The organism is Onishia taeanensis (genome assembly GCF_003268885.1).
GTDB classification, from domain to species: domain Bacteria; phylum Pseudomonadota; class Gammaproteobacteria; order Pseudomonadales; family Halomonadaceae; genus Onishia; species Onishia taeanensis_A.
In genome coordinates this window covers 58,640-72,134 of record NZ_QLSX01000009.1, presented here as the reverse complement: position 1 = coordinate 72,134, position 13,495 = coordinate 58,640, and the positions used below count along the sequence as shown (strand labels likewise).

The following is a 13,495-nucleotide window of genomic DNA, read 5'->3' as shown; positions in this document are numbered from 1 at the left end:
ACATGAATAGAAATACCGCCTCGGATGTAACAATGCCCGACAAACGACGCCACATGATGGCATGGTCAACCCCTCTTCGGCTGGCGTTGGTCATGGCTCTGCTGCTGGGGCTGGGCTACCCACTGCTGGTCAGCGCTCTGGGAGGCTGGCTGATGCCCCATCAGGCTACTGGTAGCTTGCTTATGGACAAACAAGGTCGCGTGGTCGGCTCGACGCTAGTCGGACAGCAGTTTATCGATCCCGCCTACTTTATCGGCAGACCCTCCGCGGCTGAGTATGATGCCTTCGGTGTCAGCGGCTCCAACCTCGGACCTGACAACCCGGCTCTAGCCGAGCGTGTACAGGCCGATGCCTCTACCATTGCAACTCGCGATGGCGTGGCGCCCGGCGAGATCCCCGTTGAGCTGCTGGCGGCCTCTGGTTCCGGCATCGATCCACATATCACGCCAGAGGGTGCGGCCAGTCAGGTGCCACGGGTCGCACAAGCAAGGGAGCTTGCGACAGCAACCGTCAACACGCTAATCAATAACGCCACCGAATATGGCGGCATACTCGGACAACCCGCCGTGAATGTTCTACGCCTCAACCTGGCGCTTGACGAACTAACCGGATCACCGGGCAACCTGGAAGAGTGAATGGGAGGTGCCATGAGCTCTGATGCCGAGCGGCGCCCTGATCCGGATGCCCTGCTCAAACAAACCGCGCGGCGCGAGGCGCGCGGTTCTTTGCGTGTTTTTCTGGGAGCCGCGCCTGGCGTCGGAAAGACTTACACCATGTTGTGCGCCGCCAGGGAGCGTGCCTCCGCAGGCGACGATGTGGTCATTGGCATCGCCGAATCCCATGGCCGTGTACAAACCGAAGCCCTGTGCGAAGGGCTGCCGCGCTTGCCATTGGCCCAGCTGACCCATCATGGACGCACCTTCGAAGAGTTCGATCTGGACGCGGCCCTGGCACGACACCCAAGGATCCTGTTAGTGGACGAGCTTGCTCATCGCAACATACCGGGCAGTCGCCATTCGCGTCGCTATCAAGACATCGAGGAATTGCTGGACGCCGGTATCGATGTCTGGACTACCGTCAATGTGCAGCACATAGAAAGCCTCAATGATGCGGTAGCGCGCATCACTAGCGTGAGGATGCGGGAAACCGTACCTGATGCATTGCTGGAGCGGGCCCGTGATATCTCGCTGGTCGATCTCACGCCGGACGAACTGCTGGAGCGTCTCCGCCAGGGCAAGGTCTATGTGCCGGAGCAGGCGCGAGCAGCCATGGATGGCTATTTCAGCGAACCCAATCTGAATGCGCTGCGAGAGTTGGCGCTGCAAACCATGGCAGAGCGTGTGGACTCTGACGTGCGCGATGCCATGGGAGCCAGCGCTAAACCGGGGCCCTGGCCGGTGCGACCGCACCTGCTGGTGGCGCTGAGCGGAGGCAGCGAGGACGCGGCACTGATTCGCGCCGCCCACCGATTGGCCGAACGTCGCCGAGCGACTTGGCGCGCCGTCTATGTCGACCGCGGACATGATGCACCTGAACGTCGTCTCGCGACCGAACAGGCCTTTGCCTTGGTCTCCCGGCTGGGAGGTGAAGCACGCCGCCTGTACGGACAGGATCGCCTGCAGGAGCTTCTAGATTACGCACGCCAACATAATGTGACCACCCTGATGGTTGGACGGTCGCGCCCTTCGGGTTGGCGGTTCTGGCGTCGCCCTCTCGCCCGGCGTCTTCTAACGAGCGGCGGAGTCTTCGACCTGGTGGTGGTGGCCGAGGCGGAGCGGCGCCCGCGCTGGTATCCACGGCATAGGCCCTTTCACGTCAGCTTTCCCGCCAGCGCAATCGCCTTCGGGAGCACACTGGCCTTCCTGGGGCTTGCGCTAAGCGTTGAGAACTGGCTGTCGCTGGCTGACCTGTCGCTGCTGTTTCTTGGTGCCGTCCTAGTCAGCGCAGCGCTGGCGGGGACTGGGGCGGCCATGCTCAGCGCGCTGTTGGGTTTTCTAGCTTTCAATTTCTTCTTTACCGAGCCTAGGCTGACACTGGTGATGGTCGAGCAAGACCAGCTGTTGACCGTGGTCTTCTTCCTGGCGGTAGCGGTAACGGTCGGACAACTTGCGGGGAGAGGTCGTCGCCGACTGTTGGCCTTGCGCGAAAGCCGGGACCAGACGCACCGCCTGCTGGAATATGTGCAGGCATTATCGGTCGCCACCGACTATGAAAGTGTCCGCCAGGTCGGTCTCAAGACGCTAGAGCGATGGTTGAATGTGCCAGTAGCCTTTCTGCAGCGCACACCCGGCGCTAATGGCGTGCAGGTTAGTCAGGCAGAACCGGCCTCGGTTCTCTTGTCGGATACGGCCCTGCATGCTGCCGGCTGGAGCTGGCAGCATGCCAAGCCCAGCGGTAAGGGCACCGATACGCTCAGCGGCCAGGGGTGGCGGCTGGTGCCACTTGTGGAGCGCGGGGCCGTCCTAGGGGTCATCGCCCTGGCCCTGGAGCAGCGTGACACCACTCTATCGCTTGAGGAGGAGGCGTTACTTACCACCTTGTTGAGCCAGCTAGCCATGGCGCTGGTGCGCACACGATTGGTTGAAGACCTCGGTGCCGCGCGTTTGTCGGAGGAAAATGAACGTCTACGTTCGGCACTCCTGGCATCTGTCTCCCACGATTTGCGCACCCCGCTGTCCTCCATCATTGGGTCAGCCAGCACACTGCGTGAGCTGGAGGCACAATTGACGGATACTGATCGCCATGAGCTGCTTGATGGTATTCTTGGAGAGAGTGAACGACTCAACCGTTATATTCAGAATCTACTCGATATGACGCGACTTGGGCACGGAACCCTCAAGATTGAACGTGACTGGGTAGCGCTCGATGACTTGCTAGCGGCTGCGGTAAAACGTCTGGGGGCTCAACTGGAGGGATTGGAGCTCGTGAGACACTGGCCGCATGACCTCCCGCTTCTCTATGTGCATCCGGCCCTGATCGAGCAGGCTCTTGTCAATATCCTCGACAACGCCGTGCGCTTCTCGCCGAAGAAGGGGCGCCTGAACATCACAGCGGGCGTGCAAGATGAATGGCTGTGGATACGGATTATCGACCAAGGCCCAGGCATTCCTGCCGAACGCCGGGAGGAAGTATTTGACATGTTCTTCACTGGAGGGGAAGGCGATCGAGGACGCCATGGCAGCGGCCTGGGGCTGGCCATTTGTCGCGGTATGGTGGGGGCCCATGGTGGCCAAATCCGTGCCCTACCCAGCCCAACTGGAGAGGGCACCTGTATCGAGGTCCGCTTACCCATAGAGCCCAATGACATGGAGGGAAGCGATGGGTAACGGGTCGATAGGTCGGATCTTAGTGATTGATGATGAACGGCAAATCAGACGTTTCCTGCGTATCAGTCTGGCATCCCAGGGATTCGATGTGGTGGAGGCCGAGACGGGCAGCGAAGGGTTGCAGAAGGCCGTGCAGTGCTCCCCCGACCTGGTGCTGCTGGACTTGGGCCTTCCTGACCTCGATGGCCAGGAGGTGCTCGAAGCACTGCGTGCCCAGAGCGGCGTGCCAGTGATCGTGGTCTCAGTGCGCGAGCGGGAAGATGAGAAGGTACGTGCTCTAGATAATGGCGCAAATGACTATGTCACCAAACCTTTCGGGATCCAGGAGCTGCTGGCCAGAGTCAGAAGACTGCTGCGGTTTCGAGCCAGTCAAAGCGGCGAATCATTAGCCATGTTGTTTCGCCAGGGCTCGTTGACCATCGACCTGAACAAGCGCCTAGTACTGCGCGGTGATGAAAAGGTCCACTTAACTCCCAAGGAGTATGCTCTTCTCGAGCGTCTCTGTCGTCATGCCGGCCGTATGGTGACCCAAACTCAGCTACTGCGGGAAATTTGGGGCCCGACCCATGCCGATGACATTCACTACCTGAGGGTTGTCGTGAGTCGTCTTAGGACGAAATTGGGGGATAACATTCAATCCGCCCACCTCCTTCAAACCGAAGCCGGCGTAGGCTATCGCCTGTTGGTCGAACCCGATGAAGCCGGTGAGACGACCGCTAATACGGAACGCTTATCATGAAGATCATCATCCTCGGCGCCGGCCAGGTCGGCGGAACCCTAGCCGAGCATCTGGCCCGAGAAGAGAACGATATCACGGTGGTGGACACCGACGGTAAGCGCCTACAAGAGCTACATACCCGCCTGGACATCCGCACGGTCTCCGGGGCCGGCTCCTACCCAATGGTGTTGCGCCAGGCGGGCTGCGAGGATGCCGACATGCTGATCGCGGTGACCAACTCCGACGAGGTCAACATGATCGCCTGCCAGGTGGCCCACTACCTTTTCAACACCCCCACCAAGATCGCCCGGGTACGCGCCACCGCCTACCTGACCCGCAAGAGGCTGTTCGCCCACGATGCGGTGCCTATCGATGTGCTGATCAGTCCCGAGCAGGTGGTCACCGACTATATCCGCCGGTTGATCGAGCACCCCGGCGCGCTGCAGGTGCTGGAGTTCGCTGGCGGCTTGGTGCAACTGGTGGCGGTGCGGGCGATATACGGTGGCCCGCTGGTGGGCCAGGAACTGGGCTTCCTGCGCCGCCATATGCCTAGCGTCGATACCCGAGTGGCGGCCATCTACCGGAAAGACCGGCCGATCATCCCCCGTGGCGATACCGTCATCGAGGCTGATGACGAGGTCTTCTTTCTCGCTGCTCGTCGCGATATCCGCTCGGTGATGAGTGAACTGCGCCGCCTTGATCGTGACTTCCGCCGAGTGATGATCGCCGGCGGCGGCAGCATCGGCGAGCGCCTCGCCGAGCATCTGGAACACAGCCACCAAATCAAGATCATCGAGCACAACCTCCACCGCTGCACCCAGCTCTCCGAGCACCTCGACCGCACCGTGGTGCTACACGGCAGCGCCACCTCCAAGCGGCTGCTTGAGGAGGAGAACATCGAGGACTGCGACATCTTCTGCGCCCTGACCAACGACGAGGAGGTCAACATCATGTCGTCGATGCTGGCCAAACGCATGGGCGCCAGGAAGGTGCTGACGCTGATCAACAACGCCGCCTACGTGGACCTGGTGCAAGGCGGCGAGATCGACATCGCCATCTCCCCCCAGCAGGCGACCATCGGCAGCCTGCTGACCCACGTGCGGCGGGGCGACATCGTCAACGTCCACTCGCTGCGTCGGGGTGCCGCCGAGGCCATCGAGGCCATCGCCCACGGTGATACCCAGTCATCGAAGGTGGTTGGCCGCGCCATCGGCGAGATCAACCTGCCCCAGGGCACCACCATCGGCGCTGTGGTGCGCGGCAAAGACGTACTGATCGCCCACGATGCCGTGATGGTGGAATCCGGCGACCATGTGATCCTGTTCATGATTGATAAGCGCCGCATACGTGACGTGGAGCGCTTGTTCCAGGTCGGTCTGACTTTTTTTGACAATGGACTGCCTGGCTAAAAGCCCCCATGCTATCGATCATATTGTGGACTTCACCAGTCGCCAGGTAGGTGATGTCGCCGACCCATTTCTGGTTTGGCGCACCGGCGGTAAAGTCCTGCAGCAGCAGGTTGGGGGCCACCGGCAGTCCATGCCGTGAGTTTGTGGTGGCCTGGTACTGGCGAGCCGCTTTCGCCCGCAGATTCTGCCGCAGGAGGCTTGCAGCCACGGTATTGCGGCAGATGGCGATCCCAGCATCGTTCAGGTCGTGGGTCAGTCTAGGGGCGCCTGAGCGCTCCTTGCCGTGCTTAAAGGCCTCAGCCAAACGCTGGTCGGTGATGGCCTGCTGACGGCGCCGCGGGGACGGTTTGCCACCACGCTGTCGCCAGGTGTCGTAGCCGCTGCGTGCCACACCGAGCACGGTGTACATATGCTGGGTGCTGAATGCCTGGCGATGCTGCTGGATGGAAGGCGGACTTCACTCCAGGCTCTTCGAAAAGTATACCGCGGCGTTTTTTGTTATGGCCAGTTCCTCTGACATTTCAGCGAGTTGCCGCTTAAGTCTAGCGTTCTCATCAGCCAGCGATTGCTCGCGCTCGGAGGTGTTCTTCTTCTGCTGGGCCTTGGCGCGCCATTGATAGAGCTGGCTGGGCTGCAAGCCCAGCTCACGGGCGGCAGCGGCAGTGCCCACTCGGTCAGCGAGGGCAAGAGCTTCCTCGCGGTAGGCATCGGAGTAACGGGCACGGGTCTTCTTCATCGGGGTAGCTTGCTTTGCCATGGGTCACCTCGCTGAGTGTAATACCTTAACGGGTGTCCACTGTTGGTGGGCAAGATTACCCTTCTTCAGTCTGCCGTGGCGCGCCCCAGGGTCTTCAGCACTCTTTCCTTGGAAGCGATCTCTCGCTCAGCGTAGAGGGTGAGCTCATCGGTGACGGTGGCGCCCAAGGCGGCTTCGAAAGCTCCCTTGTTGGCGTGGCCGGCACAGGCGTCGTTCTGCGTGCCGCCGAGGTTTGACTGGAAGATGCCCGCCGCACTGACTGGCAGGAAGTCCTCATAGGTGATTGGCCGAGCCGTGACCAGACCCTGGGCGATAAGCGCGTCCAGGTCTGTTTCATGGCCTGCATCGGCGGCGTGCCCGGCGTCGGTGAGGCGGTACTCGAAGAAAGCCAGTTCCTCGCGGCGCAGGGTCGCATCATCATCCGGGAACTCGGCGAATACCTCGGCCAGCGCCTGCTGGTGGGCTTCGTTGGCGAGCCCTTGGGTCTTGTCCCGGGAGGCGCCAAGCAGGCGATCATAGAGCGCTCGACCCTTGCCGGTCAGCGCCACGCCGCGCTGTTCGATCTCGCCGAAGCGGGCGGTGTGGGTCCCCTGACGCTCACCCTTGAAATGAGTCGGTTCCTCGAGGGCCTTGAAACTGGTCTGGCGCAGCAGGATCGGGCAGTGACGGCGGGGCGGCCCCTCGATGACTTCCTTGGCGTTCATGCCGGCGGCCGGCATGCGCTTCTGGACTTCATCGATATCCAGGGTGCGCGGTGTCAGGTGATTGATGTGCGGGCCACGGAAGCAGACCACATCGGCGATCAGCCGGTGCTCGGCGTGCAGCGCCTCGTAGGTGTCTAGGTCCACGGTGGCATCTCGGTGCCAGCGAAAGGTCTCCAGTGCCTCGGCCACGAAGCGGTCGGCCTGCTCGTCGCTGAGCCCGCCCTGAGATTCGCTGAGCGCGATCAACTCCCGGGCGCCGGCGGTGAAAATGTCGCGCTCGGCAAGGATGGACGCGGCCCGTTCGCGAAGCGTGGGGCTCTCGATCAGCTCCAGGCGCAGCAGCGACGTGAAGACCCGGAAGGGGTTACGAGAAAGGGCGGCATCGTCGATAGGACGGAAGGCGGTGGAATGTACCGGGACCCCGGCCTCGGAGAGATCGTAGTAACCGACCGGGTGCATGCCCATCACCGCGAACAGCCGGCGCAGCATGGCAAGCTCTTCTGCGGTGCCGACGCGAATGGCGCCATGGCGTTCGACCCCGAGACGATTCAGCTCGTCATGGGCGGCAAGCCGCTCGGCGAGTGCGCTGTCTCGTTCGAGGGTCTCGCGATTCACCTCTTCGACCAGTTCGAGCAGCGTCTCGTACTGGGGCACCTCGGCCTGGTACATGGCCGACATCGCCTTCGAAAAGCGGTCGCGAATGTCATCGGGAGAAACGAGGGAAGTAGTCGACATCTTCATGTCTCCGTGGATATATGTTGAACATCGTAAGCTAGGTCGATAAAGAGGGCCCGTTTCAGCCCTCCTGTGAACCACAAATCAAGCTGTTGAGATCGAATGGCTTCTCGTCGAGCGGTTATGGGCTCAATGTCTCCAGGGCGCGGGTGACACACGCCAGGCCCTCGTCCAGCACCTCGGGTTCGGTGGTCAGCGGTGCCAGCAGGCGCAGCACGTTGCGCCGCCGCCCGCTAGGCATCAGCAGCACGCCCGCCTCGCGCCCGGCGGCCAGCAGCGCCGCGAGATGCTCGGCGCCCGTGGCGTTCTCGGTGTCTTCGAAGACGATGCCGCGCATGGCGCCAACCCCGGTCAGGGCGCCCACCATCGCAAAGCGCTCGCACCAGCCTTGATGGGCCTCGACGATCGCGGCCTCCTGGGCCTCGCCCCACTGGCGAAGTCGTGATTCGTCCATCAGATTCATGACCGTCTTGGCGGCAGTACAGGCCACGGCGTTGCCCGAATAGGTGCCACCCAGCCCGCCCTTGGGCAGGGCGTTCATCAGCGCCGGCTTGCCTACCACGGCGGCCAGCGGCAGGCCTGCCGCCATGCTCTTGCCCATCAGCAGCAGGTCGGGCTCGATGCCCAGGTGGGAAAAGGCGAAGCGCTTGCCGGTGCGACCGAAGCCGGACTGGATCTCGTCGATGATCAGCACGATGCCGTGTTCATCGCACAGCGCCCGTAGTCGGGCGGCGAAGTCGGCGTCGAGCAGGCGGAAACCGCCTTCTCCCTGCACCGGCTCGACGATGATCGCTGCCACCTCGTCGCTGGGTATCTCCACCTCGAACAGTCGGGTCAGGGCCGCCAGAGCCTCTTCTGCCTTCACGCCGCCGTCGCGGCTGGGAAACGGCAGATGAAACACCGGTCCCGGCAGGGCACCGAGCCGTGCCTTGTAGGGCTTGACCTTGCCGTTGAGGTTGAGCGCCGCCAGGGTTCGCCCATGGAAGCCGTCGTCGAAGGCGATCACCGCCTGCCGGCCGGTGGCGGCACGCGCCACCTTGAGGGCGTTCTCGGTGGCCTCGGCGCCACTATTGGTCAGCATGCAGGACAGTGAATAGTCGACCGGCACGAAGCGGTCCAGGGCCTCGACCACCTGCAGATAGCCGCGATGTGGCAGCGCGTTGAAGGCCGAGTGCATGAGCGTCTCGACCTGCGCCTTGACCGCCTCGACCACGGCCGGATGGCCATGACCCAGATTGAGCACGCCGATACCGCCAATGAAGTCGATATAGCGCCGGCCCTGTTCGTCCCAGACCTCGGCGTTGCGCCCTCGCTCGATACAGAGGGGATGCACGATGCCCAGCGAGCCACTGACGTGAGGAAGATTCATGGACGGTTCCTGTGATTCATCAAGAGTCGATATGCCGAGGATGAAAGCAGGGCGCCGGTGAGGCTTCAAACGAAAAAAAACGCCTAACCCATTCCCAGAATTCATGCATTGAGTGGTGTCGGCAAGAAAAGTGCCGCGATGACGGGTAGGTGAATGCCCGTGGGGAATGTTTTACTTCCTCACTGGCGGAGCATCAGGCGTTGGAATTGGCTAGAATGGCGATTTTCCCGAGAGCCGAGACATGACGGCACGCCACCTGCCCTCGACGACCACCATGCAGTGCTTTGAGACGGCGGCGCGGCACATGAGCTTCACCCGTGCCGCCGAAGAACTGAGCCTGACCCAGAGCGCGGTCAGCAAACAGGTCGCCCAGCTGGAGGACTATCTGCAGCACAAGCTGTTCCGGCGGGTGCGTCGTACGCTGGTGCTCACCCCGGAGGGCTCGCTGTACCTGACCGAGGTGCGCAAGATTCTCGCCCAGATCGAGATGTCGGCGAACGCCATCATGACCTACAGCGGTCATGGCGAGATGCTCAAGGTGGCGACCCTGCCGACTTTCGGCAGCCATTGGCTGAGTGCTCACCTGCCGGCGTTTTTCGGCGCTCATCCGCATATCCGCCTGAACATCACCGACCGGGTCCAGGCCTTTGACCTGGAGGAGCAGGACATCGACGTGGCCTTCTTCCATGGCCACGGCCGCTGGCCCAATCTGGAGTGCCACAAGCTGTTCGACGAGGACGTGGTGGCGGTGGGGGCGCCGGCCTATCTCGCTCGTACGCGGCTAGGGGCGGCCTCGGATCTGGCCGGATGTCACCTGCTGCACCTGTCTACCCGCCCGGATGCCTGGCACCGCTGGTTTGCCGACCAGGGTGTTGCCACCGCCCGCAGCTATCACGGAAGCCGCTTCGAGACCTTCCAGATGCTGATCCGCACGGTGATGGCAGAGGGCGGCCTCGCCCTGGTGCCGCGCTTTCTGGTCGAAGAGGAACTCGCCGCCGGCCGCCTTCGTCTGGCGTGGCCCCACACCCTGCACAGCCACGATGCCTACTATTTAGTCTATCCCGAACCGCTCGGCGAACTCGCCAAGGTCCGACACTTCGTCGCGCATGTGCTGGCCTGTGCCGAGGCCAGCCCGAAGGCGAGCTAGTGTTCGCGGGGCGGCGGCGTCCACCTGCGCCGGCGCTTTGAAATAGCGCATGATGAGCCGGCATGTCGAGCGATACCAGGCGTTTAGATCGGTTGGGGCCGGTGTCTCGGAGGCTGCTATGCTGGGCTCTCACTGACGAGGGAGCGAAGCGATGGATAATGGAGTGAGAAGTCTGCTGGGGCGCAGTTGGTGGATCCTGATGGCCTACGGGGTCATCGCCATTCTGTTCGGGGTAGTCGCCGTCTTTCAGCCGCTTACCGCGATTGCCGCCCTGACCTGGATCATGGGCATCATGGCACTCGCCGAAGGCATCACCAGCTTGTTCACCCTGACGACCGCCCCCGGCGGCTTCGCTCGCGGCTGGCTCATGTTCTACGGGGGGATCTCGGTGCTGTTCGGGTTGATCGCCGTTCTCGACCCGCTCTCGGCGGCGAGCGCGCTGCTGATGCTGCTGGGTTTTTGGCTGGTCGTCGCCGGCATTCACCGCCTGTTGCTGGGGCTGCGGGTGCGCCGCCACGTGCCCGGCGAGGGCTGGACCGTGCTGAGTGGCGTGCTGGCGCTGGTGCTGGGCGTCATCTTCGTGGTCAGCCCACTCAGCGGTCTGGAGGTCACCGCCATCTGGATCGGCGTCATCGCGCTGCTATATGGGGTCGTTCAGATGATGGCGGCGCTGCGCTTGCGACGGTTGCTGTAGCCGCCGGTGGCTAACTTCGTCTGGCTTGGCGCCATCTACATGGCCCCGACGCCAACTATTTTGTTTATCCCTAACCGCTCGGCGAGCTAGCTCGCTGGGCGGGCGCCGTCCACCTGTGCCGGCGCTTCGAGATGTTCGAGAATCCAGTCGATGAAGCCGCGTACCTTAGCCACCTCGCCCTTGTGCTCGGGGTAGGCGAGGTAATAGGCATCGCGGCTGGTCAGCGAGAAGCGCCAGGGAATCACCAGTTGGCCGGTCGCCAGTTCCTCCTCGACGAGAAAGCGTGGCACCAGGGTCACGCCACAACCCGCCCGGGCGGCGCTCAGCGCCATATAGAAGGTATCGAAGCGGGGCCCGTGATAGCTGTGTGTGGTATAGCAGCCCTGAGCCTCGAACCAGTCGTGCCAGGCCTCGGGGCGAGTGGCACTCTGCAAGAGCACTAGGTCAGTCAATGTCAGTGGGTCGTCGATGCCGCCTTCCGGCACCGCTGTCGGGGCGCATACCGGAACCACCTCTTCGTCGAGCAGCTTGATGCATTCCGCCTTTGGCCAGGCGCCGTGACCGAAGAAGAAAGCCACGTCGACCCTCTCCTCCTCGAAATCGAAGGGCTCCACGCGATTGGCGATGTTCAGATAGACCCCTGGATGACGGAAGCGGTAACCGTTGAGTCGTGGAATCAGCCAGCGGGCGCCGAAGGTTGGCAAGGTGGTGACGTTGAGCACCTCGCTCTGGCCTCCGTAGGACTGCATATAGCGGGTGGACATCTCGACCTGCGCTAGGACCTTGCGCACCTCGGTCAGATACAGCGACCCCTCTGGCGTGACCTGAAGACGCTTGCGCACGCGGCGAAACAGCGGATGCTCTAGCACCGACTCGAGCTGTGCCACCTGCTTGCTGACGGCGCTCTGGGTCAGGCTCAGCTCCTCGGCGGCACGGGTGAAGCTAAGGTGCCGGGCCGAGGCCTCGAAACACTGCATGGCGGTGAGCGTGGGCAGGTGACGGCGACTCATGTCGTGCCTCATCAAGAGAAAAAGGAATGAACTTCGTATAAAACGTCGTTTGAGCTAGGTCAAGCGCGCCAGCAATACTGCACTCGTTCTCAACTCACAAGTACACATGAACAGTCGGAGGAAGAATGATCGAGTCCATCATGCAGCGCCTTGGAGTGGCCGATGCTCTTTACCAGGGCGGCGACTATGCCGTGACGTCGCCCACCGACGGCCGCGAGCTCGGTCGAGTGACCATGGAAGGCGGCGAGCAGGTCCTGTCGCGCATCGATCGCGCTCAGGCGGCTTTTGAAGCATGGCGCCAAGTGCCTGCGCCACGCCGTGGCGAGCTGGTGCGGCTGTTCGGCGAGCAACTGCGTCGCCACAAGGAAGACCTTGGCTCTCTGGTGACCCTGGAGTGCGGCAAGATTTACCAGGAAGGCCTGGGTGAGGTGCAGGAGATGATCGACATCTGCGATCTCGCCGTCGGCCAGTCGCGCCAGCTGTGCGGCCTGACCATCGCCTCCGAGCGCCCCGGCCACCACATGCGTGAGAGCTGGCATCCGCTGGGGCCGATCGGCCTGATCACCGCCTTCAACTTCCCGGTCGCACCCTGGGCCTGGAATGCCGCCCTGGCACTGGTGTGCGGCAATAGCCTGTTGTGGAAACCCTCCGAGAAGACGCCGCTCTGCGCCCTGGCCTGCCAGGCGCTGCTCGAACGTGCCATGGCAGAGTTCGGCGACGAGGCACCGGCCGATCTCAGCCAGGTGGTCATCGGCGAGCGCGAGGCCGGTGAGGTGCTCACCGACGATCCCCGTGTGCCGCTGGTCAGCGCCACCGGCAGCACCCGCATGGGCCGCGAGGTCGCGCCCCGCGTTGCCTCCCGCGTCGGCCGCAGTATCCTCGAACTCGGCGGCAACAATGCCATGATCTTGGCGCCCAGCGCCGATCTGGACATGGCCGTCCGCGCCATCCTGTTCTCCGCGGTCGGCACCGCCGGCCAGCGCTGCACCACCCTGCGCCGTCTGATCGTCCACGAATCCGTGCGCGACGAGGTCGTCGAGCGGGTGAAGAAGGCCTATGCCGGCGTGACCATCGGCGACCCGATGGGTGGCAGCCTGGTTGGCCCGCTGATCGACGCCCAGGCCTTCGACCAGATGCAGTCGGTGCTCGGCAAGGCCCGCGAGCAGGGCTACCCGGTCTTCGGCGGTGAGCGTCAACTGGCCGACGAGTACCCGGACGGCTACTACGTCACCCCGGCCATCGTTGAGGTGGACCGCCAGGACGAGCTGGTCAAGCACGAGACCTTCGCTCCCATCCTCTACGTGATGAGCTACCGCGACTTCGACGAGGCGCTGGCCCTGCAGAACGACGTGCCCCAGGGGCTTTCTTCCTGCGTCTTCACTACCGACGTGCGTGAGGCCGAGACCTTCGTCTCCGATCTGGGCAGCGACTGCGGCATCGCCAACGTCAATATCGGGCCCAGCGGTGCCGAGATCGGTGGCGCCTTCGGCGGCGAGAAGGAAACCGGTGGCGGCCGTGAGTCCGGCTCTGATGTCTGGAAGAGCTATATGCGTCGCCAGACCAACACCGTGAACTACTCTCGCGAACTCCCCCTGGCCCAAGGCATCAAGTTCGATTGATCGGCTC

10 protein-coding genes and 1 pseudogene are annotated in these 13,495 nt (G+C 62.9%); 7 read left to right on the top strand and 4 right to left on the bottom strand.

What is annotated here, in order from left to right:
- The first annotated feature begins 2 nt into the window (after positions 1–2).
- From kdpC to trkA, 4 genes are read left to right on the top strand one after another with little or no spacing between them, the layout of a single operon-like run.
- The gene (gene kdpC / locus BCL93_RS12680; RefSeq protein ID WP_220086281.1) at positions 3–635 is read left to right on the top strand and encodes a potassium-transporting ATPase subunit KdpC; all 633 of its coding nucleotides are present in this window, start codon (positions 3–5) and stop codon (positions 633–635) included.
- 12 nt (positions 636–647) lie between these two features.
- Positions 648–3,326 (top strand): sensor histidine kinase, encoded by a 2,679-nt coding sequence (locus tag BCL93_RS12675; RefSeq protein ID WP_112055737.1) that lies wholly within the window; start codon positions 648–650, stop codon positions 3,324–3,326.
- A 22-nt stretch (positions 3,327–3,348) separates the two neighbouring features.
- On the top strand, positions 3,349–4,065 hold the full coding sequence (locus BCL93_RS12670; RefSeq protein WP_425339122.1) for a response regulator: 717 nt from the start codon (positions 3,349–3,351) through the stop codon (positions 4,063–4,065).
- Positions 4,062–5,453, top strand: coding sequence for a Trk system potassium transporter TrkA (trkA, locus tag BCL93_RS12665; RefSeq protein ID WP_112055632.1), 1,392 nt, complete (start codon positions 4,062–4,064; stop codon positions 5,451–5,453). The genes BCL93_RS12670 and trkA overlap by 4 nt, the downstream gene beginning before the upstream one ends.
- A gap of 31 nt (positions 5,454–5,484) precedes the next feature.
- Here the strand turns inward: trkA and BCL93_RS17510 are convergent.
- The 3 genes and pseudogenes from BCL93_RS17510 to BCL93_RS12650 form a co-directional block, all read right to left on the bottom strand.
- Positions 5,485–6,210, bottom strand: a pseudogene (locus BCL93_RS17510) (IS3 family transposase); the annotation flags it as partial.
- Between the two features lie 65 nt (positions 6,211–6,275).
- Positions 6,276–7,649: a 2-oxoadipate dioxygenase/decarboxylase HglS gene (hglS, locus tag BCL93_RS12655; protein ID WP_112055736.1), complete on the bottom strand. Its 1,374-nt coding sequence runs from the start codon at positions 7,647–7,649 to the stop codon at positions 6,276–6,278.
- Positions 7,650–7,770: 121 nt separating this feature from the next.
- Positions 7,771–9,018, bottom strand: a complete 1,248-nt coding sequence (locus BCL93_RS12650) for a 2-aminoadipate transaminase (RefSeq protein ID WP_112055630.1) — start codon at positions 9,016–9,018, stop codon at positions 7,771–7,773.
- A gap of 241 nt (positions 9,019–9,259) precedes the next feature.
- Here BCL93_RS12650 and BCL93_RS12645 point away from each other — a divergent pair, with 241 nt between their 5' ends.
- Positions 9,260–10,165 (top strand): LysR family transcriptional regulator, encoded by a 906-nt coding sequence (locus tag BCL93_RS12645; protein ID WP_092525198.1) that lies wholly within the window; start codon positions 9,260–9,262, stop codon positions 10,163–10,165.
- A gap of 151 nt (positions 10,166–10,316) precedes the next feature.
- Positions 10,317–10,859: an HdeD family acid-resistance protein gene (locus BCL93_RS12640; protein WP_092525196.1), complete on the top strand. Its 543-nt coding sequence runs from the start codon at positions 10,317–10,319 to the stop codon at positions 10,857–10,859.
- Between the two features lie 86 nt (positions 10,860–10,945).
- Here the strand turns inward: BCL93_RS12640 and BCL93_RS12635 are convergent, their stop codons facing one another.
- Positions 10,946–11,869, bottom strand: a complete 924-nt coding sequence (locus tag BCL93_RS12635; RefSeq protein ID WP_112055629.1) for a LysR family transcriptional regulator — start codon at positions 11,867–11,869, stop codon at positions 10,946–10,948.
- Between the two features lie 125 nt (positions 11,870–11,994).
- Here BCL93_RS12635 and amaB point away from each other — a divergent pair, with 125 nt between their 5' ends.
- Complete coding sequence (gene amaB / locus BCL93_RS12630) at positions 11,995–13,488, top strand: L-piperidine-6-carboxylate dehydrogenase (RefSeq protein ID WP_112055628.1); 1,494 nt, start codon at positions 11,995–11,997, stop codon at positions 13,486–13,488.
- Positions 13,489–13,495: the final 7 nt, after the last annotated feature.

What these genes read in the sequence shown, in the direction of transcription:
- kdpC (WP_220086281.1), top strand. Translation starts at nt 3, where the DNA reads ATGAATAGAAATACCGCCTCGGATGTAACAATGCCCGACAAACGACGC.
- BCL93_RS12675 (WP_112055737.1), top strand. Translation starts at nt 648, where the DNA reads ATGAGCTCTGATGCCGAGCGGCGCCCTGATCCGGATGCCCTGCTCAAA.
- trkA (WP_112055632.1), top strand. Translation starts at nt 4,062, where the DNA reads ATGAAGATCATCATCCTCGGCGCCGGCCAGGTCGGCGGAACCCTAGCC.
- hglS (WP_112055736.1), bottom strand. Translation starts at nt 7,649, where the DNA reads ATGTCGACTACTTCCCTCGTTTCTCCCGATGACATTCGCGACCGCTTT.
- BCL93_RS12650 (WP_112055630.1), bottom strand. Translation starts at nt 9,018, where the DNA reads ATGAATCTTCCTCACGTCAGTGGCTCGCTGGGCATCGTGCATCCCCTC.
- BCL93_RS12645 (WP_092525198.1), top strand. Translation starts at nt 9,260, where the DNA reads ATGACGGCACGCCACCTGCCCTCGACGACCACCATGCAGTGCTTTGAG.
- BCL93_RS12640 (WP_092525196.1), top strand. Translation starts at nt 10,317, where the DNA reads ATGGATAATGGAGTGAGAAGTCTGCTGGGGCGCAGTTGGTGGATCCTG.
- BCL93_RS12635 (WP_112055629.1), bottom strand. Translation starts at nt 11,869, where the DNA reads ATGAGTCGCCGTCACCTGCCCACGCTCACCGCCATGCAGTGTTTCGAG.
- amaB (WP_112055628.1), top strand. Translation starts at nt 11,995, where the DNA reads ATGATCGAGTCCATCATGCAGCGCCTTGGAGTGGCCGATGCTCTTTAC.